Consider the following 20,661-nt stretch of genomic DNA (forward strand, 5'->3'; position numbering starts at 1 on the left):
CGGGGCCGATTCGACGATTCCGCCGTGTCGTCTCACCCCGCCCGCTAGCGTGACTCAGATCATGATCGGGGGATGCGATGATGCCAGTTCGATTCGACGCGCACGTTTCGGCCCGCCCGGCAGGGCGATGGCGCCGACGATCCCGCGCCGTCACGTGTCTCGCCGCCGGCGCGACACTCCTCGCCACGATGCTGGTGGCCGCACCCGCACAGGCGGCCAACCACCTGTTCCCCGACATCTCCGAGGTCTCGGTTCCCCGGGCCGAGTGTGGCCCCGGGTCGCAACCCGAACCGGGCCTGCAGGGTGACGTCAGCGCCGAGGATCGCCTGTCCGGACGCAGCATGCGCGGCTACCGCTGCAACATCACGCGACTCGGCGGGGTGCGCGGCGCGGGCGGTGGCATCGTGTCGGCGAACTTCGAGAACTGCAGCTACACCGGCAGCCTGTTCCCCGGGAACAACTGGGTGAACCCGCCGGGCGTTCAGGTCATCGACGCCTCGAACCCCCGCGCACCGCGAGTGGTCGGCTCGCTGACCGACCCGGCGATGCGCGGCGGCACCTGGGAGACCCTGAAGGTCAACAAGGAGCGCAAGCTCCTCGCCGCGACCTCGGTGCCGCTGCTGTGGGGCGGCGGCTTCTTCGCCGTGTACGACATCTCCGACTGCGCCCGCCCCAAACTCCTCAACAGGGGACCGGGCACGTCGACGCCACTCCCGTTCACCTCGCACGAGGGCGGCTTCTCCCCCGACGGCCGCACCTACTGGGCCTCCGGCGTCTTCCCCGGTCACCTCAGCGCGATCGACATCGCCGATCCCCGGTCGCCCCGCGTCATCTGGCAGGGGCTCCACTCGTTTCTCGGGCACGGCTTCGGCGTCTCGCCGGACGGCAATCGGATGTTCCTGTCCAACATGGCCGGGGTGACCGTGCTCGACATCAGCGACGTCCAGCGCCGACGGCCGCACCCCCAGGTCCCCCACGTCGCCGCGTATCTGTGGCCCGACGGCCAGCTCAACCAGCATTCGATCCCGATCACCTACCGCGGCCGGCCGCACATCGTCACCGCGGACGAGGCCGGCTCCGGCGGGGTGAAGATCTTCGACGTGACGAGGGTGAACAAACCCCGCTACACCGCGCAGATCAAACTCGAGATCAATCTCCCGGAGAACCTCGACACCAACCTGCGGTCGTCGACCGGCGGTTCGCTGTTCAGCAGCAATCCGCACTACTGCGCGGTCGACCGGCCGAACGATCCCACCGCCCTGGCATGCGGCTGGGAGTCGTCGGGCATCCGCGTCTTCGACATCCGCGACCTCGACCGGATTCGCGAGATCGCCTACTACAACCCGCCGGCCCGTACCGGCACGACCCTGCTGGAGACACCCAACTCGCCGCACGTCGTCGGTTCGCTGCTGGGTGTGCCCGCCGTCGAATTCCTCAGTCTCGGGATGTCGATCGCGAACGGCAAGGTCCGGTTGAACGAGATGGTCGGTCCGCGTAGCGGAATGGTCGTCGGCGGCGACATGTCGACCGACTGGTGCATGTCCCCGCCGGAGTTCCGGGGCAACGAGCTGCGGGTCACCTGTTCCGACGGCGGTTTCCAGGTGTTGCGGCTGAGTCCCGCGGTGTACACCCCGCCGCCGGACCAGAACTCCTCGATCGGATGAGCAGTCGTCGGCCCGGCGTCCCGCTGGTGCGGGCGGCTGTCCTCGGCGTCACCGCCGCCCTGCTCGTCACCATGGGCGTCGTCATCGGTGCGGTGTGGCCGGGACGCGACCACGACTCGTCCGCGATGAGCCTGTCGGACATCGGGTTCGCCCAGGACATGTCGACGCATCACGACCAGGCCATCCTGATGTCGCGGACGATCGGCGCGGTACCCGGGGTCACACCGCAGATCCGCGGTGTCGCCGACCGGATCGTGTACACGCAGACCGCCGAGACCGCGACCATGCGAGGCTGGCTGCAGTGGTTCGACCAGCCGATCACCGCGACGGAGCCGATGTCCTGGATGTCCGGCGGGCACTCCCACCACGGCGCCGGACCCGACGACTCGCTTCCGCCGATGCCGGGCATGGCCAGCATCGACGAGGTCGGCCGACTCTCCACGCTGCCACCGGACGAGGCGGAGATCTTGTTCCTGCAGTTGATGATCCGGCACCATCGCGGCGGGATGTCGATGGCCCAGGCGGCCTACAACGACGCGCGTTCGGGGTCCGCGACAAAAGATCTGGCGCTCATGATGATCGGCGACCAGGGCGACGAGATCGGGGTGATGACGATGCTGCTCAAGGAGCGCGGCGCCGACCCGCTGCCGACCTGATCACGGGTCGTCAACGAATCGGCGTCAGCCTCAATCGGTCTTCGGATGCAGGGTGAACATCTCCCACACCTCTTTCTGGTCCGCCGCCCAGGGGTCGTAGACGAACGGTGCGTGCCGCAGTGCCATCCCCGCCTTGCGTGGCGTCCGGTTGGCCTTGAACCCGTTGCAGGACTTGCATGCCGCGACCTGATTGCCGAACGTGCTCGGGCCGCCCTGCGACACCGGGACGATGTGGTCGACGGTGTCTGCCGGTCCGTCGCAGTACGCACAGATCCACTGATCACGGCGCAGGATGGTCGCGTTCGACGCATACGAGTCCATCGTCTTACCGGCGAACGGGCGGTAGGCATCTCGCTTGATCGCCACCACCTTGTGAATGGGCAGCGACAGCGTCGGGGAATGGACGACGCGAACCAGCGGGGTGCCCTCGACGTTCCGCGCGACCTCGGTGGTCAGCAGGACGGCCGCACGACGCCAGGTGACGCGCGCCAGGATCTGCAGTCCGGCATTGGTGACGAAGATGGTCATGACAGCTCCTCGATGCGTGGGCGAGTGAGTGCGCCGACCACCGAGGTTCATGACCTCAGGAACTGGTGACGCGTGATGTGATCGGTCCGGGCCTGCCGTCGGATTTCAGTCCGCATCGACGCTCGGATGGGGCCGTCCGCCACTCGCCGGCGAAAGCCTTGTCACCCATCGACATCTGCGTCACCTCCTCTCGTTGGTCTGGCCTGCTCTGTCGCCACGATAACCGCGGTCGATGAGCACTGCCACCGTTTATGTCCGGCGTGTTCGGATGTTCACCCAGTTCACACGGGCTGTTTGCAGGACTTTTTCACCCGCCACCGCGGCGATGCCGACGCTCAGAAGATCTCGGGCAGATCGTCCGAGACGGTGTTGGGGTAGGTCGCCGGACGCTTCTCCAGGAACGACATGACGCCTTCGTACACGTCACCGGACTGCCCGCGGTAGAAGATCGCCTTCGAGTCGGCGTGGTGGGCGTCGAGCGGGCTCGGCGCACCGGCCATCCGCCAGAGCAGCTGCCGGGTCAGGGCCGCCGAGACGGGCGCACTGTTCGCGGTCATCTCGCGGGCGACGGCGATCGCGGTGTCGAGGACCTGCTCCTTGGGCACCACCTGCTGGACCAGTCCGCGCTCGTGGGCTTCGGCGACCGGGACCATCTTGGCGCCGATCGTCCACTGCAGTGCGGTCGGCAGTCCGACGAGCCGGGGCAGGAACCAGCTCGACGCGGCTTCGGGTACGAGGCCTCGCGCCGCGAAGACGAAGCCGAACTTCGCATCCTCCGAGGCGATGCGGACGTCGGCGGGCAGCGTCATCGTGACGCCGACACCGGCCGACGGCCCGTTCACGGCCACCACGATCGGCTTGAGCGAGGCGAACATCCGCAGCGTCAGTTTGCCGCCCTCGTCCGCGGGAATCTCATCGGACTCGACAGCAGACGAGGCGTCGAACGACGATCCACCCGCCTCGAGATCCGCACCCGCACAGAACGCGCGTCCGTTGCCGGTGATCACCACCGCTCGGACGGAGTCATCGGCGTCGGTGTCGTCGAACGCGGCGCGCAACTCCTCACCCATCTGCAGGGTGAAGGCGTTGAGCCGATCGGGCCGGTTGAGCCGGAAGATCGCGATCTCGCCATCCCGCTCGACGGTGATGGTGGGCTGGTCCTGCCGGGACTTGCGCCCGACCTCTGATGTATCGCTCGTCACAGGTCGATGCTATCGGGCGCTGGGACACTCCACGTCGCCTGTGTCAATCCGTCCCAGGAAACACCACAACGGCGACGCCACCCGTGTCGGGTGACGCCGCCGTCAGTGGTGTCAGATCAGCTCAGACGGACCTGGTGTCAGCTCGCGTCGGCTTCGCCGGCCTTGGTGAGCTCGACCGGTGCGTCGGGAACCATGCGCGGCTTCTCCGAGCCGGTGAAGACGAACCGGGCGTCTTCGCCGTCGCCCTCGCCGTCCCAGTTCTCGACGTCGACCAGCACGATCTGTCCGGGAGCGATGTCGCCGAACAGGATCTTCTCCGAGAGCTGGTCCTCGATCTCGCGCTGGATCGTACGACGCAGCGGACGTGCACCGAGCACCGGATCGAACCCACGCTTGGCCAGCAGCGACTTCGCGCGGTCGGTGACCTCGAGCGCCATGTCCTTGTTCTTCAGCGCACCCTCCACGCGCGTCAGCATGAGATCGACCATCTGGATGATCTCCTCACGCGTGAGCTGGTGGAACACGACGATGTCGTCGATGCGGTTGAGGAACTCGGGCCGGAAGTGCTTCTTGAGCTCGTCGTTGACCTTCTGCTTCATCCGCTCGTAGTTCGACTGGGTGCCGTCGCTCGACGAGAAGCCCATGCCCACGGCCTTGGAGATGTCCGAGGTACCGAGGTTCGAGGTGAAGATCAGCACGGTGTTCTTGAAGTCGACCGTGCGACCCTGACCGTCGGTCAGGCGACCGTCCTCGAGGACCTGCAACAGGGTGTTGTAGATCTCCGAGTGGGCCTTCTCGATCTCGTCGAACAGCACCACCGAGAACGGCTTGCGGCGCACCTTCTCGGTGAGCTGGCCGCCCTCTTCGTAGCCGACGTATCCGGGAGGCGCACCGAACAGGCGCGACGCCGTGAAGCGATCGTGGAACTCGCCCATGTCGATCTGGATGAGCGCATCGTCCTCGCCGAACAGGAAGTTCGCGAGCGCCTTGGAGAGCTCGGTCTTACCGACGCCGGACGGGCCGGCGAAGATGAACGAGCCCGACGGACGCTTCGGATCCTTCAGGCCTGCGCGCGTACGACGGATGGCCTTCGACACCGCCTTGACGGCGTCCTCCTGGCCGATGATCCGCTTGTGCAGCTCGTCCTCCATGCGGAGCAGACGGGTGGTCTCCTCCTCGGTGAGCTTGAACACCGGGATACCGGTCCAGTTGCCGAGGACCTCGGCGATCTGCTCGTCGTCGACCTCGGCCACGACGTCCATGTCGCCGCTGCGCCATTGCTTCTCACGCTCGGCCCGCTCGGCGACCAGCTGCTTCTCCTTGTCGCGGAGGCTGGCGGCCTTCTCGAAGTCCTGCGCGTCGATCGCGCTTTCCTTCTCCTTGCGGGCATCGGCGATGCGGTCGTCGAACTCCCGCAGGTCTGGCGGCGCGGTCATCCGGCGGATGCGCATCCGCGCACCGGCCTCGTCGATGAGGTCGATCGCCTTGTCCGGCAGGAACCGGTCGTTGATGTAGCGATCGGCCAGCGTCGCAGCCGCGACCAGCGCACCGTCGGTGATGGAGACGCGGTGGTGCGACTCGTACCGATCGCGCAGACCCTTGAGGATCTCGATGGTGTGCTCGACGGACGGCTCGCCGACCTGCACGGGCTGGAAGCGACGCTCGAGGGCGGCGTCCTTCTCGATGTATTTGCGGTACTCGTCGAGGGTCGTCGCACCGATGGTCTGCAGCTCGCCCCGGGCCAGCTTCGGCTTGAGGATGCTGGCGGCGTCGATCGCGCCCTCGGCGGCACCTGCGCCGACGAGCGTGTGCAGCTCGTCGATGAACAGGATGATGTCGCCGCGGGTGTTGATCTCCTTGAGCACCTTCTTGAGGCGTTCCTCGAAGTCACCGCGGTAGCGGCTGCCCGCGACCAGCGAACCGAGGTCGAGGGTGTAGAGCTGCTTGTCCTTGAGTGTCTCGGGGACCTTGCCGTTGACGATGGCCTGCGCGAGGCCCTCGACGACGGCGGTCTTGCCGACGCCGGGCTCACCGATCAGCACCGGGTTGTTCTTGGTGCGGCGGCTGAGCACCTGCATGACACGCTCGATTTCCTTCTCCCGGCCGATGACCGGGTCGAGCTTGCCCTCGGAGGCCGCGGCGGTCAGGTTACGACCGAACTGGTCGAGGACCAGCGAGGTCGACGGGGTGCCGGACTCGCTGCTGCGTCCGCCGGTGCCCGCCTCCTGCGGCTCCTTGCCCTGGTATCCGCTGAGGAGCTGTATGACCTGCTGGCGGACCCGGTTGAGGTCGGCGCCGAGCTTCACCAGCACCTGGGCGGCGACGCCCTCGCCCTCACGGATCAGGCCGAGCAGGATGTGCTCGGTACCGATGTAGTTGTGGCCGAGCTGCAGGGCCTCGCGCAGCGAGAGCTCCAGCACCTTCTTGGCGCGCGGGGTGAACGGGATGTGTCCCGACGGTGCCTGCTGGCCCTGGCCGATGATCTCCTCGACCTGGCTGCGGACCCCTTCCAGGGAGATCCCGAGCGACTCGAGCGCCTTGGCGGCCACGCCCTCGCCCTCGTGGATGAGGCCGAGGAGGATGTGCTCGGTACCGATGTAGTTGTGGTTGAGCATGCGCGCTTCTTCTTGGGCCAGAACCACAACCCGACGCGCGCGGTCGGTGAACCGTTCGAACATTGTTCTCCCTCACATTGCTAGCGCCCCGGCCGCCGCGGAGACCACCTCGGAGGTCCCGGAGGACCACCGGTGCGGATAGACGACGACCAGCCTGCTTCCACTCTAGAGGTCGTCTCGGGTGCACCTGCAGTTAACGCCTGCGTAGAGTGCATGGATCCACCGATGCGGCGGGGATGTGCACAGTACAACTGCGCTGGCCGGGGCGGTGTTCCCGGGCGGCTACGCCGAGAGCGAACGCGGCGCCGACGGGCCCGCACCTCCTCGCCCGGGCCCATCCGGAGAACCTAGACTGCGGTGCGTGTCCCGGGGAGAGCCGATCGACGACAGTACGGCCCGGTCCGCCGCCGGGGTGCGGGTCCGGCGAGCGCGCGAGGCCGCCGGGGTGAGTCTACGGTCGTTGGCCGCCTCCATCGGCGTGAGTCCCGCGACGCTGAGCCAGATCGAGAACGGGAGAACGGGCCTGCGCGTCGATCGGCTCGAGGCGATCGCGGCCGCTCTCGGGGTCGGCGTCACCCAGATCATCGAGGGCACGGTGCCGCGGCGTGGGGCGACCGGCGCACCGGCCGCGGCCGTCGTTCACGGGGATTGGCGGCAGTACGGCCCGCTCGACTTCTCCCCCATCCTGCTGGCCGCCGTCGAGGAGTTCCTGGCGGTCGGATATCACGGGACGACGATGCGACGGATCTCCACGCGGTGCGGGATGTCGGTGCCCGGGATCTACAACTACTACCCGAGCAAGCAGCTCATCCTGGTCGACATCCTCGACCGCACGATGGCGGATCTCGAATGGCGAGCCGCGGCCGCGGCGGCGAGCGAGGACGACGCCGTCGGGAAGTTCTGTGCGCTCGTGGAGAACCTCGCGCTCTACCACACGCACCGCCGCCGGCTCGGATTTCTCGGTTCCAGCGAGGTGCGAGCGCTCGAACCGTCCAACCAGCGGAACGTCAGCCGGCGACGAAACCGTCAACAAGCGCTGGTCGACGAGCAGGTACACGCCGCGGGTGCCCTCGGACACTTCCGGCCACCGCATCCCGACGACGCCGCACGCGCCGTTGTCACGATGTGCACCGCCCTGCCGACCTGGTGGCAGCCCGACGGTCGGCTCACCCCGGAACAACTGGCAGCCGAATACGTGGACTACGCCCTGGGGATCATGCGATACCAACCGCCGACCTCATGAACAAGTCAACTCTGACTTGTATATTGGCATGGTGAGTTCACCCGAGGCACCGGCCGGCACGGCAGCACATGCCGAGGCGGCGCCCACTCGCCGCGAACAGCGGACCATCACCAGCCAGCGACGCATTCTCGAGGCAGCCGTCGACTGCCTGATCGAGCACGGCTTCGCCGGGGCGACGACGTCGGCGATCCAGGCACGGGCGGGCGTCTCGCGCGGCCGGTTACTGCATCACTTCCCCTCCCGGGAGGACCTGCTCGTGGCGGCCGCCCGACACCTCGCCGCCGAACGGGTGGCGGCGACCACAGCGCGCGCGGTGGCCGAGATCGACGGCCATGTCACGGGTTCCACCAGGGTCACGAACGTCGTCGAGATGATGTGGATGTCGTTCCACGAGCCACATTTCTGGGCCGCGGTCGAACTCTGGACCGCGTCCAGGACCAACGAGTGGATCGCCGGCGCGCTGCTTCCCGTGGAGCGGCACCTCGGGGGCGTGATCCGATCGAGCATCGACCGGATGTGGGGCCCCGAGCTGGTCGGCCACCCGCGCTACGCGCAGTTGCGCGAGATCCTCTTCACCAGCATGCGCGGGGTCGCCCTCGCCTACGCCTTCGATCACCGGGACCCGCGGCGCGACCCCCATCTGCCGCAGTGGACGGACACTGCCCTCGTACTCCTCGAGGTCTGACCTCCACCCGTAAGAGTACGGGTTGACTGTTTCGATCGGGGTTGGCTAATCTCCAGCTACCCCGGAGCTGGGACGTGACCGACACTCGGCGCGGACTGTGTCCGGGAACACCCCTCCGGCCCGACGGCCGCACCTTCGACGACCTCACGGCGACCCCCGGAAGAACGGCCGTGGCTCGATTCCGTCGGCCGGGCACCCCCTTGAGCCAGGAGCATCTCCGTGCCCACAGATCACACCGGCGAACGGCCGGCACCCCGTTCGGCTCGAGCGTCGATCGCCGCCGCGATCTCGACGTCGCTCGAGTGGTACGACTTCTTCATCTACTCCACCGCGGCTGCGCTGGTGTTCAACGTGACGTTCTTCGCCACCGACAGCACCGTCGTGTCCGCACTCAACTCCTTCGCCACCGTCGCCGTCGGCTTCATCGCCCGGCCGATCGGCGGCATTCTCGCGGGCCAACTGGGTGATCGCTACGGCCGCAAGCCCGTTCTGGTCGGGGCGGTGTGCCTGATGGCCGTCGCCACCTTCCTGATCGGCTGCGTGCCCAACACCCAGACGGTGTGGTTGGCACCGACCCTCCTCGTGATCCTCCGCATCTGCCAGGGCCTGGCCGTGGGCGGACAGTGGGGAGGTGCCGTCCTGATCGCCACCGAGAACGCACCGGCACATCTGCGTGGGTTCTACGGCAGTTTCGCCCAGCTCGGCGTGCCGATCGGCCTGGTGCTGGGCAATGTCGCGTTCCTGCTCGCCACCGGGCTGTCGAGTTCGGACGCGTTCCTGTCCTGGGTCTGGCGAATCCCGTTCTGGATCAGCCTGGTCATGCTCCCGGTCGCGTTCGCCATCCATCGGTTCCTCGAGGAGACACCGGAATTCAAGGCAGTCGCGGCCAAGATCGCACAGACACCCGACGTGCAGCGCTCCCCGATGCTCGACGTCATCCGCCGCAACCCGGGGACCATACTGATGGCCGCCGGCGCGAACACGATCGGAATCGTCTTCTTCTACATCATGATCACCGGTTCGGTGCAGTTCGTGACGACCTACCTCGACGTCGCGCGATCCACTGTGCTGACTTGGATTCTGATCTCCTGCGTCGTGATGGTCCCGCTGGTTCCGGCCTTCGGCTGGCTGTCGGATCGCGTCGGCCGCAAACTGGTCTTCGCGATCGGCTCGGCGGCCATGATGATCTGGGCCATCCCGATGTGGCTGCTGATCGGGTCGTCTTCGCCGACGTCCATCTGGCCCTTCGCAGTCGCCGTTCTCGTCGGCGTCGTGGCGATGGCATTGCAGACCGGCACGCAGGGAACACTTTTCGCCGAGCTGTTCCCACCGGAGATCCGCTTCTCGGGCGCGTCCCTGGGTTACCAGATCTCGGCGATCGTCGGCGGGTTCGCGCCGTTCGTGATGGTCGCGATCATCAACGGCAACCCGGACAACGCCTGGCGCGTCGGGCTCTTCCTGACCCTGCTGGCCGCCGCGTCGTTGCTCTGCCTGTACGTCATCGTCAAGAAGCGCTATCACGGCGAGTTCGACTCACCGGCCTCGGCCGGCGTCGACGACACGCAGCCACAGGCTCAGCCGGTTCGATAGTCACCCACGACCGGCAACCAAGACAACGCGGCGGCGCCGGGTCATCGTCCTTGATGACCCGGCGCCGTCGTGGTGGTTCAGTTCCAGTTCATCCAGAAGTCGAGCTCGAGTTCCTCGTCCCCGGGCACGACGCGGTACTGCTCGAAATCACGGACACCGTCTCGTGCGAGGACGTCATCGTCGATGAAGCACTGCCCGGTCGCCAGCCAGGCCGGTTTGGTGATGATGCTCATCGCGGCGTCGGCCATGATGCTCGGCTTCCGACTCCGGGCGACGAGCTCCTCGCTCAGGATGTTGCGCACGGCCGCGGTGTTGATGGTGGTCCGCGGCCACAGCGAATTGACTGCGATGCCATCGGCTTTCAGCTCGGCGGCCAGGCCGATGGTGACCATGGACATCGAGAACTTCGAGATCGTGTACGCGGTGCCGATCTGAGCGAACCACTTGGGATCGAGATCGATCGGCGGCGAGAGCGTCAGCACATGCGCATTCTCCGACGCCCGCAGATGCGGGATCGCCGCCTTCGTCAGCGCGAAGGCGCCTCGTGCGTTGATGTCCTGCATCAGGTCGTATTTCTTCATGTCGATCTTCTCGGCAGGCGTCAGATCGAGGGCGCTGGCGTTGTTGACCACGATGTCGATGCCGCCGAAGTGCTCGACGGTGCGGCTGACGGCCTCGGCCACCGAGTCGTCGTTCCGGACGTCGCCCACGATGGGGAGCGCCCGTCCGCCGGCCTCGGTGATCGCGGCCGCCGCCGTGTGGATGGTTCCGGGGAGTTTCGGATGCGGGTCAGCGGTTTTCGCGACGAGCGCGATGTTGGCGCCGCGCGCCGCGGCCGCCACCGCGATGGCCTCGCCGATCCCTCGGCTGCCGCCGGAGATCAACAGGGTCCGGCCCTGCAGCGAATCGTCGGGGGTGTGGGTCGGTGTCACGGTGAGTCCTTTCGGAGCCCACACCTGTCAGGGTGTGAGCGTTCGGGACGGCGAGGCGAGGGCCGACTCGTTCGGCCTGCCTCACACGCCGTCTGTTTGATTTAACTAAACACTGCACGAAGGGTGGCGTCGCTGGCGGTTGCTTTCCCAGATGCACCTGACGCCGAGGCGGCACGGCCGCCCCCGGCCTGGACCACCCCTGTTCGGCTGCGCCGAGCCTAGCGTCCGAATCTGGTCATGCGCAATCAATGACCACGTCACGACAGGCGCCGCCCACCCGGCACACACGAGTCCGACACCACGATCGCCCACCCGAGCCCACGCCCAGAGCCTGGATGCATTTGACCCCACCGCGGGTGAAGAGGCATGCTTGTCCGAGCGATCGCTCGCTCACGGCGGGTGAACAACCGAGAGGGGACAGTTGTGGCCATCCGGGACCCGCAGGCCTATCGAGAGGGCCTCCGCGACAACAGGCGCGTCGTCTACCGCGGCGAGAGGATCGACGACGTCACCGCGTTCGACGAATTCGCGGATGCCATCGCCCATTCGTCGCTCGCCTACGAGATCTCGCGCACCGAGCCGGATCTCGCTGTCGCCGACGACGGCGACGGGCCCTACACCGCGTTCTACCGGGTGCCGCGCACCGCGGAGGACATCAGCAATCGCGGTCGCCTCATCGAGACCCTGTCCCGCATGGGCGCCGGGACGATCGTGCTGAAGGAGGTGGGCAGTGACGCACTGTTCGCCCTCCTGCGCGCGTTGTCGGGCGACAGCCTTGCCAAAGCCCAAGCGTTCTACCGATATTGCTGCGAGAACGACGTCGCCCTTGCGGTGGCCCAGACCGATGTGAAGGGCGACCGGTCACTCCCCCCGCATCGCCAGCCCGATCCCGATCACTATCTGCGGATCGTCGACGAGGATGCCGACTCGATCACCGTGTCCGGCGCGAAGGTCCACACCTCGTTCAGCGCCAACGCCGACGAACTCATCGTGCTGCCCACACGCGCGATGTCGGAGGCCGACCGCGATTGGGCGGTGAGCTTCGCGATCCCGGTCGACACCGAGGGTCTGACGCTCTACGTGTCCCCGTACCTGCACGGCGACCACCACGCCTTCGAGCACCCGATCTCGTCCAGGCACAAGCTGCTCGAGAGCCTGACGGTGTTCGATCGGGTCCGCGTACCGAAGGAGCGCGTGTTCCTCAACCGGGAGCCCGAACTCGCCGGCCCGCTGGCGCTCGCCTTCGTCGACTACCACCGCTTCACCGCGGTGAACTACAAACTCCCCATCCTCGATCTGCTGGTCGGCGCCGCCATCGGGATCGCGGAGGCCAACGGCATCGCCGGTGCCGGCCACGTCAAGACCAAGCTGACCGAACTGATCACCTACGCCGAGACGGTGCGAGGTTTCGCCGAGCTGGCCGCGGTCCGCGCGCGCAACGGCGGCAACGGGATTCATCTTCCCGATCCGCTGGCGGTCAACATGGCGAAGTACCACTTCGCGCACGGGTTCCACCAGGCCGCGGCCACCCTGCTCGACCTTGCCGGCGGCCTCGTGGTCACCGGACCCGGCGGCCATGACTGGGATGACCCCGAAGTCCGTGCGGTCCTGGAGAAGTACTTCGCCGCAGCGAGGCCGGCGGAGGAGCGCCTGCGGCTCATCCACCTGATCGGCGATCTGACCGCGGGTCAGTGGGGCGGTTACCAATCGGTTCTGGCCACCCATGCCGAGGGCTCGCTGGAGGCCGAGAAGATGCAGATCGCGCGGGCCTACGACAGCACCCGGGCGCGTGCGGCCGTCGACGCGGTGCTGCGTGCCGCTGCCGAAACACCCATTCCCGGAACCGAACTCGACGCACCGGTGGGGGCAGCACGATGACCAGCGGCCTCGACTTCGCCATCGACGACCGCGGTGTCGCCGACATCCGGTTGAACCGGCCCGACGCCGCGAACGCCCTCGACATGGACGTCGCCGAGGGGCTCGCCGCTGCGGTGCAGAGCATCGAACGCGACGGCGTCCGTGTCGTCCGGCTGTCCGCGGCCGGCCGGCTCTTCTCGGGCGGTGGCGACGTCCACGGCATGGCCGCCGCGCCCGACCGGGAACGGTTCCTCGCCGAACTCGCCGGGTCGGTTCATCGATCCCTCATCGCGCTCGACCGCCTGCCGGTTCCCGTCGTGGCCGCGGTCCAGGGCACCGCGGCCGGCGGCGGTCTGGGTCTCGTCCTCGCCGCCGACGTGGTGATCGCGACACCGAAGACGTCGTTCGTGGCCGCGTATTCCACGATCGGGCTCTCCCCCGACTGCGGTGTATCGATCAATCTGCCCCGGACCGTCGGATTGGGGCGCGCGCTACGCATGCTGGTGCGGAACGAGAAGATCGACGCAGCAACCGCATTGGACTGGGGACTCGTCCACGAGGTCGTCGAGGCGGAGCAACTCGAGAGTGCCACCGACGATGTCGTCGCGCTCCTGCTCGACCGGCCCACGGCCGCGATCGGGCACGCACGACGCCTCGCACGGGCGTCCTTCGGCCGGACCTTCGCCGATCATCTCGACGACGAGGCCGCCACCATCGCGCGGCTTGGTGCGGGCACCGAGACCGGCGCACTGCTCGCGCGTTTCGCCGGGTGACGAGGCCCAGCCGCATGGGGTGATTCGCCCAAACCGCCCGATTCGTCGGTGATCGGACTAGCGTCGTAGCCCATGACGAGCGACGCTCGACCCCGGTCGCACCGGGTCAACCTGACCGTCTTCGTCGCCTCGGGCGTCATCGTGGTCGCCTTCGCCGTCTGGGCGCTGGCGGCACCGGCGGCGGCCGAGTCGACGATCAACGACGTCCGTGACTTCATCACCCGGTGGTTCGGCTGGTGGTATTTCGTCCTCGCCACCGCCATCGTCGGTCTGGTGGTGTTCCTCGGCCTCAGCAAGTACGGGCGCTATCGGCTGGGGCCGGAGGAATCGCGTCCGGAGTACAGCCTCTTCACCTGGACGTCGATGCTGTTCGCCGCGGGTATCGGCATCGACCTGATGTTCTTCTCCGTCGCCGAACCCGTCACCCATTTCCTCAACCCGCCGACCGGACTCGCCGAGACCAACGCGGCGGCGCGCGAGGCGGTCACATGGACGGTCTTCCACTACGGCGTGACCGGGTGGGCGATGTACGCGCTCATGGGAGGTGCGCTCGCCTATTTCGCCTTCCGGCACAATCTCCCGCTGACGATCCGAGCGGCGCTGTATCCGATCTTCGGCAAACGCGTCGAAGGTCGGTGGGGCGACGCGATCGACGTCGCGGCCGTCCTCGGCACCATCTTCGGCATCGCCACCTCGTTGGGCATCGGCGTCGTCCAGCTCAACTTCGGGCTGAACGAGATCTTCGGGATCGAGCAGGGGAAGGCCGCGCAGATCGGTCTCATCGTCCTGGCGGTCGTGATCGCGACCGCGTCCGCGACATCGGGCGTGGACAAGGGCATTCGGCGCCTCTCCGAGATCAACGTGATCCTGGCGATCTGCATGCTCGTCTACATCACGGTCGCCAAAGACGCCGACTTCCTGTTCAACGGGCTCGTTCAGAACGCGGGAGATTATGTGTCCACGTTCGCCGACCGGACGCTCGACACCTTCGCCTGGGACCAGGTGAACCCGCCGCCCGGCAACGACGCCCGCGCCTTCGTCGACGGTTGGACCCTGTTCTTCTGGGCCTGGTGGGTGGCCTGGGCGCCGTTCGTCGGACTCTTCCTCGCGCGCATCTCGCGCGGACGTACGTTGCGCCAGTTCATCTTCGGCGTCTTGGTGGTCCCGTTCAGCTTCATCCTGGTGTGGATCTCCATCTTCGGGAACAGTGCCCTGCAGGTTGCCCGCGGCGATGCGGACTTCGCCGAGACGACGGCCTCCACACCCGAAGCCGGGTTCTATTCGTTGCTCGAGCAATATCCCGGTTCGACGCTGCTCATCGGTATCGCGACCATCACCGGCCTGCTGTTCTACGTCACCAGCGCCGACTCGGGCTCCCTCGTCATGGGCAACTTCACCAGTCGACTCGACGACCCGATGGCCGACTGCGCACGGTCCCTTCGCATCTTCTGGTCGGTGGCGATCGGCCTGCTGACGCTGTCGATGCTGTTCGCCGGCGGCGGTGACGGATCCATCCTGACGCTGCAGGCCGCGACGGTGATCATGGGCCTGCCGTTCTCCTTCGTGCTCGGGCTCATCGGCATCTCGTTGCTCCGCGCCGTCCGCAACGAGTCGGTGAAACTCGACAGCTTCCGGACCACGTTGCCGAAGGTGATCGCCGTCGGACGCGGTCCCACCGAACACGGCAGCTGGCGACAGCGCCTCATCGGTACCCTCCGCTTCCCCGGCCCGGCCGCCACGCGGAAGTTCATCGGAGCCAACGTCGTTCCGGCGATGACCGAGGTCGCCGAACAGTTCGGTCGCGAAGGGATCACCGCGACCGTCGACGAATCGGCCGAGAACGAGGGGTTGCCGTCGCCGCGCCTCGTCGTCGAACTCGCCGAGGTCCCCCGTTTCGAGTACTGCGTGTGGCCGGTCTCGGCGCCGACCCCGACGTACGCGGTGCGGACCCAGCGATCCGACGATCGCTACTTCCGATGCGAGGTGTATCTCACCGAGGGGTCGCAGGGCTACTCGCTCACCGGGTACACCCGCGACCAGATCATCGGCGACATCCTCGACCAGTACGAACGCCATCTCGGCTACCTGCATCTGCGGGATGCCGCCGGCGACCACCACGAGCCCGCACCCGATCCGGGCGCCGGCGACGGTAGCGTGCCCGACAGCGACACGGACATCCCCGACAGCAGTTCCGAAGGAGCACCGGCTCGATGACCGAGACCCTCTACATCGACGGCCGCTGGCGGTCCGCCGCCTCCGGTCAGACCCGCGAGATCCGCTGCCCCGCGGACAACTCGGTCGTCGGCGTGGTTGCCGAGGCCGGGGCGGCCGACACCGAGGACGCGATCGCGGCGGCGCGGCGCGCCTTCGACGCCGGCGACTGGAGCGCCACACCGGCTGCCGAACGTGGCGATCTTCTCCTCCGCGTCGCCGGCCAGATCGACGAGCGCCGAGACGAATTCGTCCGGGCCGAGACACTCGACACCGGCAAACGGCCATACGAATCCGACCTCGACATGACCGACATCGGCCACTGCTTCCGATATTTCGGCAAGCTCGCGGCGACCGACGCCGGTCGCGTGGTCGACACCGGATCACCCGATGCCGACTCCCGCATCGTGTACGAGCCGGTGGGGGTCTGCGGACTGATCACCCCGTGGAACTACCCGTTGCTGCAAGCGGCCTGGAAGGTCGCACCGGCGCTCGCCGCGGGCAACACCTTCATCCTCAAACCCGCCGAACTGACCCCGCACACGTCGATCCTGCTGATGCGCGTCCTCGAGGATCTCGGTCTCCCGGCGGGCGTCGGCAACCTCGTGCTGGGGGCGGGGGCCGCGGCGGGTGCCCCCCTGTCCGCGCACCCCGACGTCGACCTCGTCTCGTTCACCGGTGGACTGGTCACCGGCCGGGTCATCGCCCGCGAGGCGGCGGCGACGGTGAAGAAGGTTGCGCTCGAACTCGGGGGCAAGAACCCGAACGTCGTGTTCGCCGACGCCTGCGCCACCGACGACCTGCTCGCCGCCGCAGTCGACAATGCGCTCAACGCCGCGTTCCTGCACTCGGGTCAGGTCTGTTCGGCCGGAGCGCGACTCATCATCGAAGAGTCCGCGCACGACCGCTTCGTCGACGAACTCGTCCGCCGCGCGGAACGCATCCGCCTGGGGCTCCCCTATGCCGAGGGCACCGAGACCGGTCCGCTCATCTCCGCGGCACACCGCGACAAGGTGCACGCCTACGTCGAGCAGGCCCGTGCTGACGGCGCCGTCATCCGAACCGGTGGCGCCTTCGCCACGGGCGATCACCAATCGGGCAGCCTCGACGACGGATGGTTCTATCTGCCCACCGTGATCGACGGGGCCGACCGTTCGATGGCCTGCGTGCACGACGAGGCGTTCGGACCCACGGTCACCGTCGAGACCTTCACGACCGAGGACGAAGCCGTGACCCTGGCCAACGACACCGTCTACGGGTTGGCGGGCGCGGTCTGGTCGGCGGACGCCGCCCGCGCCCGCCGCATCGCCGGACGGATCCGGGCCGGCACGGTGTGGGTCAACGACTTCGGACCGTATCTGCCCGAGGCCGAGTGGGGTGGGTACGGCCAATCCGGCTTCGGCCGGGAACTCGGACCGTCGGGGCTGGCGGAGTACCGCGAGGCCAAGCACGTCTACGAGAACCTCCGACCAGGGGTCACCGGGTGGTTCGAGGACCGAGACGGCCGGGAGGATCGGCGATGAGCGAGACGTACGACTACGTGGTCGTCGGCGGCGGCTCCGGCGGTGCCGTGGTGGCGTCGCGGTTGTCCGAGGACCCCTCGATCTCGGTGTGCCTGCTGGAGGCCGGTCCGTCCGACGTCGGCGACGACGCGGTCCTCCGGCTCGACCGGTGGATGGAACTCCTCGAATCCGGGTACGACTGGGACTATCCCATCGAGCCGCAGGAGAACGGCAACGACTTCATGCGGCACGCCCGCGCCAAGGTGCTGGGCGGCTGCAGTTCACACAACAGCTGCATCGCCTTCTGGGCACCTCGCGAAGACCTCGACTCCTGGGAACGCGACTTCGGCTGCGCCGGATGGGGTTCGGCGGAACTGTACCGACTCTATCCGCAGATCGAGACCAACGGGGCACCCGGCGCACATCACGGACGCAACGGACCGGTCCACCTGATGACCGTGCCGCCGAACGACCCGTGCGGCGTCGCCGTGCTCGACGCCTGCGAGGCGGTCGGCATCCCCCGTGTCGAGTTCAACAGCGGTACGACGGTCGTCAACGGAGCCAACTTCTTCCAGATCAACCGGCGACCCGACGGGGTACGCGCCTCGTCATCGGTCAGCTACCTGCATCCGCACCTCGATCGGCCGAATCTCACCGTCCGCACCGGGTCGTGGGCGAAGCGAGTGGTGATCGAGAGGGTCGACGGCGAGCTGCGCGCCGTGGGCGTCGACATCACCGACAACGCGTTCGGTCGCACGACACAGATCGAGGCCCGGCGCGAGGTGATCGTCTCGGCGGGCGCGATCGACTCGCCGAAGTTGTTGATGCTGTCCGGGATCGGTCCGGCCGACGACCTCCGCGAGCACGAGATCGAGGCCCTCGTCGACGCACCGGGGGTCGGTGAACACCTCCAGGACCACCCCGAGGGGGTGATCGGATTCGAGACCTCGAAGCCGATGATCCGCGAGTCGACCCAGTGGTGGGAGGCGGGCATCTTCACCACCATCGATGAGGGCCTCACCCGGCCGGATCTGATGATGCACTACGGCAGCGTGCCGTTCGACATGCACACGCTGCGTCAGGGTTATCCGACCAGCGACAACACCTTCTGCCTGACACCGAATGTGACGCACGCCCGGTCACGGGGCACGGTTGCGTTGCGCTCCCGCGACTTCCGCGACAAGCCGCGGGTCGATCCCCGGTACTTCACCGACGTCGAGGGCTACGACATGCGGATCATGATCGCCGGCCTGCGGAAGGCCCGCGAGATCGCTGCCGCCGCACCCCTGGCGAACTGGATTGCGCGCGAGTTGTATCCGGGCCCCGACACCACGAGTGACGCCGCACTGGCCGACTACATCACCCGCACCCACAACACCGTCTACCACCCGGTGGGCACCGTGCGGATGGGTCCACCCGACGACGAGCTGTCGCCGCTGGACCCCGAACTGCGCGTGAAAGGTGTTGCGGGCCTGCGGGTTGCCGATGCATCGGTGTTCCCCGAGCACACGACGGTGAATCCGAATCTCACCGTGATGCTCGTCGGCGAGCGCTGTGCCGAGCTGGTGCGCGCGGAGATCTGAGACTAGGTCGCGAACGAGTCGACGATCCGCTCGAGGACCGCGGCGACCTGCTCGGTGGCGGCCTCGCGATCGTCGGCCGCGGCGACGAAGAGCGCCGCCTCGTCGAGCGCGCCGATCGCGACATGGGCCAGCGGGCGGGTGGGCTGCTCGACCGCCTGCCCCGTCGCGATCGCCGCCGCGATCAGCCCCTCGACCAGCGCGAATCCGAATTCCTCACCGCGCGCGCGCCATTCGCTCCAGCCCAGCACCGATGGCGCCTCGACCAGGGTGATGCGGTGCACCTCCGGCTCGGTGCACAGCCGCAGGAAGAGGCGCATGCCCGCCTTCAGTGCGGCGAGCGGATCCTCGCCGGCGCGCTCCCCCACGGCCGTCGCGATCTGCGCCACGATCGACTGCTCCACGTCGTCGTAGACGGCGACGAACAGGCCCTTCTTGTCATCGAACTGGTGATAGAGCGCACCGCGCGTGACACCGGCTTCGGCGACGATCTCCTGGGTCCCGACGTCGGCGAAGCCGCGCTCGCCGAAGAGCTTGCGTCCGGCGGCGATGAGCGCCGCGCGGGTGGCCGCGGTCCGCTCGGCCTGGGTACGACGATTGACTTTCATACAGTTTGCACGTAACTTTCGTACTCAGTGTTCGTAAGTTACCGAGTCTACGAGAAGCGGGTCTCGCCATGACAACTGCACCGCCGGCCTCCGAGTTGCCGACCGTCGAGCTGCCGTCCGGCGTCATCGAGTACGCCACCTACGGACCCGCCGACTCCGGGCACCCGCCCGTCGTCTTCGTCCACGGTGCCGTCGTCGACCATCGCCTGTGGGAACCGACCGCACTCCTGCTCGCCGAACGCGGATTCAGGTGCTTCGTCCCCCTCATGCCCCTGGGGTCTCATCACATTCCGCTCGGGCCCGGAGCGGACCGGTCACCGCGCGGGATGAGCCGGCTCCTGCGTGAGTTCGTCGCCCGCTTCGACCTGTCCCCCGCCACCCTCGTGGCCAACGACTCCGGCGGCGCCATCACCCAGTTCGCCCTCGGCGACGACCCACGATTCGTCAGCCGGCTGGTGTTCACGAACTGCGATGCGTTCGATCTCTTCCCGCCGCAGCCGTTCCGCCTGTACTTCGCGCTGATGAGGAATCGGGTGCTGCTGAAGCCCCTGGCCGTCGCGATGCGACTGCGCGCGTTGCGCCATTCGGCACTGGGGGTCGGTCTGCTGCTGAACGATCCCGATCCGGAACTCACCGGCTCGGTGTTCGAGCCGCTACAGACCGACGAACGCATCCGCGACGACTTCATCGCATTCCTGCGAGGCATCAGTCCGGCCGAACTGGCGGAGATCACCCCGCGGATGTCGGGTGTCGACCTCCCGGTCCGCCTGGTCTGGGGGCGCGACGACCGATGCTTCACCCCGGCGCACGGACGCCGGCTGGCCGCGGCCTTCCCCGGCGGCGCGCAATTCGTCGAGGTTCCCGACGCGCGGACCTTCGTGTCCCTCGATCAGCCGGTGGCCCTCGCCGACCAGATCGCCGAGCTCACCGTCGGCGATCTCACCTCGCCCTGACCGTCGGGACGGTGCTCGAAGTCGAGCGGTCGAAAGAATTTCCGCCACCGGCGTCGGATTTC

The 20,661-nt window shown here is 67.6% G+C and carries 16 protein-coding genes; 11 read left to right on the top strand and 5 right to left on the bottom strand.

Annotated features, from left to right (window positions below):
* The first annotated feature begins 188 nt into the window (after window positions 1–188).
* Complete coding sequence (locus AB4Z55_RS23615) at window positions 189–1,664, top strand: LVIVD repeat-containing protein (RefSeq protein WP_369521055.1); 1,476 nt, start codon at window positions 189–191, stop codon at window positions 1,662–1,664.
* Window positions 1,661–2,320 carry a DUF305 domain-containing protein gene (locus tag AB4Z55_RS23620; protein WP_369520694.1) on the top strand — a complete coding sequence of 220 codons (660 nt, stop codon included), beginning with the start codon at window positions 1,661–1,663 and terminating at the stop codon, window positions 2,318–2,320. Before AB4Z55_RS23615 ends, AB4Z55_RS23620 begins: the two co-directional genes overlap by 4 nt.
* Window positions 2,321–2,350: 30 nt before the next feature.
* Here the strand turns inward: AB4Z55_RS23620 and AB4Z55_RS23625 are convergent, their stop codons facing one another.
* The 3 genes from AB4Z55_RS23625 to AB4Z55_RS23635 all read right to left on the bottom strand — a co-directional run bounded on the left by AB4Z55_RS23625 (window position 2,351) and on the right by AB4Z55_RS23635 (window position 6,728).
* Window positions 2,351–2,848, bottom strand: a complete 498-nt coding sequence (locus AB4Z55_RS23625) for an HNH endonuclease (protein ID WP_004020724.1) — start codon at window positions 2,846–2,848, stop codon at window positions 2,351–2,353.
* 335 nt (window positions 2,849–3,183) lie between these two features.
* The gene (locus AB4Z55_RS23630; RefSeq protein WP_064569226.1) at window positions 3,184–4,050 is read right to left on the bottom strand and encodes an enoyl-CoA hydratase-related protein; all 867 of its coding nucleotides are present in this window, start codon (window positions 4,048–4,050) and stop codon (window positions 3,184–3,186) included.
* 137 nt (window positions 4,051–4,187) lie between these two features.
* Window positions 4,188–6,728 (bottom strand): ATP-dependent Clp protease ATP-binding subunit, encoded by a 2,541-nt coding sequence (locus tag AB4Z55_RS23635; RefSeq protein ID WP_004020727.1) that lies wholly within the window; start codon window positions 6,726–6,728, stop codon window positions 4,188–4,190.
* A gap of 298 nt (window positions 6,729–7,026) precedes the next feature.
* Here AB4Z55_RS23635 and AB4Z55_RS23640 point away from each other — a divergent pair, with 298 nt between their 5' ends.
* From AB4Z55_RS23640 to AB4Z55_RS23650, 3 genes are all read left to right on the top strand, one after another.
* Entirely contained in the window at window positions 7,027–7,908 is an 882-nt protein-coding gene (locus AB4Z55_RS23640) for a TetR family transcriptional regulator (protein ID WP_369520695.1), read from the top strand.
* Window positions 7,909–7,936: 28 nt separating this feature from the next.
* The gene (locus AB4Z55_RS23645) at window positions 7,937–8,593 is read left to right on the top strand and encodes a TetR/AcrR family transcriptional regulator (protein WP_369520696.1); all 657 of its coding nucleotides are present in this window, start codon (window positions 7,937–7,939) and stop codon (window positions 8,591–8,593) included.
* Window positions 8,594–8,812: 219 nt separating this feature from the next.
* Window positions 8,813–10,183 (top strand): MFS transporter, encoded by a 1,371-nt coding sequence (locus AB4Z55_RS23650; RefSeq protein WP_064569224.1) that lies wholly within the window; start codon window positions 8,813–8,815, stop codon window positions 10,181–10,183.
* 77 nt (window positions 10,184–10,260) lie between these two features.
* On the opposite strand, the gene AB4Z55_RS23655 is transcribed toward AB4Z55_RS23650, so the two are convergent.
* Window positions 10,261–11,115 (bottom strand): NAD(P)-dependent oxidoreductase, encoded by an 855-nt coding sequence (locus AB4Z55_RS23655; RefSeq protein ID WP_064569247.1) that lies wholly within the window; start codon window positions 11,113–11,115, stop codon window positions 10,261–10,263.
* A 423-nt stretch (window positions 11,116–11,538) separates the two neighbouring features.
* Between AB4Z55_RS23655 and AB4Z55_RS23660 the strand changes: the two genes are divergently transcribed.
* From AB4Z55_RS23660 to AB4Z55_RS23680, 5 genes are all read left to right on the top strand, one after another.
* On the top strand, window positions 11,539–12,993 hold the full coding sequence (locus tag AB4Z55_RS23660) for a 4-hydroxyphenylacetate 3-hydroxylase N-terminal domain-containing protein (protein ID WP_004020732.1): 1,455 nt from the start codon (window positions 11,539–11,541) through the stop codon (window positions 12,991–12,993).
* Complete coding sequence (locus AB4Z55_RS23665; RefSeq protein ID WP_369520697.1) at window positions 12,990–13,745, top strand: enoyl-CoA hydratase/isomerase family protein; 756 nt, start codon at window positions 12,990–12,992, stop codon at window positions 13,743–13,745. The genes AB4Z55_RS23660 and AB4Z55_RS23665 overlap by 4 nt, the downstream gene beginning before the upstream one ends.
* Window positions 13,746–13,817: 72 nt before the next feature.
* Entirely contained in the window at window positions 13,818–15,959 is a 2,142-nt protein-coding gene (betT, locus tag AB4Z55_RS23670; RefSeq protein ID WP_369520698.1) for a choline BCCT transporter BetT, read from the top strand.
* Entirely contained in the window at window positions 15,956–17,479 is a 1,524-nt protein-coding gene (locus AB4Z55_RS23675) for an aldehyde dehydrogenase family protein (protein WP_369520699.1), read from the top strand. Before betT ends, AB4Z55_RS23675 begins: the two co-directional genes overlap by 4 nt.
* Entirely contained in the window at window positions 17,476–19,041 is a 1,566-nt protein-coding gene (locus AB4Z55_RS23680) for a GMC family oxidoreductase (RefSeq protein WP_369520700.1), read from the top strand. The genes AB4Z55_RS23675 and AB4Z55_RS23680 overlap by 4 nt, the downstream gene beginning before the upstream one ends.
* Before the next feature lie 2 nt (window positions 19,042–19,043).
* On the opposite strand, the gene AB4Z55_RS23685 is transcribed toward AB4Z55_RS23680, so the two are convergent.
* On the bottom strand, window positions 19,044–19,646 hold the full coding sequence (locus AB4Z55_RS23685; protein ID WP_239400294.1) for a TetR/AcrR family transcriptional regulator: 603 nt from the start codon (window positions 19,644–19,646) through the stop codon (window positions 19,044–19,046).
* A 68-nt stretch (window positions 19,647–19,714) separates the two neighbouring features.
* Here AB4Z55_RS23685 and AB4Z55_RS23690 point away from each other — a divergent pair, with 68 nt between their 5' ends.
* Complete coding sequence (locus AB4Z55_RS23690; protein WP_369520701.1) at window positions 19,715–20,599, top strand: alpha/beta fold hydrolase; 885 nt, start codon at window positions 19,715–19,717, stop codon at window positions 20,597–20,599.
* The last annotated feature ends 62 nt before the right edge of the window (window positions 20,600–20,661 follow it).

Source organism: Gordonia sp. ABKF26, assembly GCF_041103195.1.
Taxonomy (GTDB): domain Bacteria; phylum Actinomycetota; class Actinomycetes; order Mycobacteriales; family Mycobacteriaceae; genus Gordonia; species Gordonia terrae.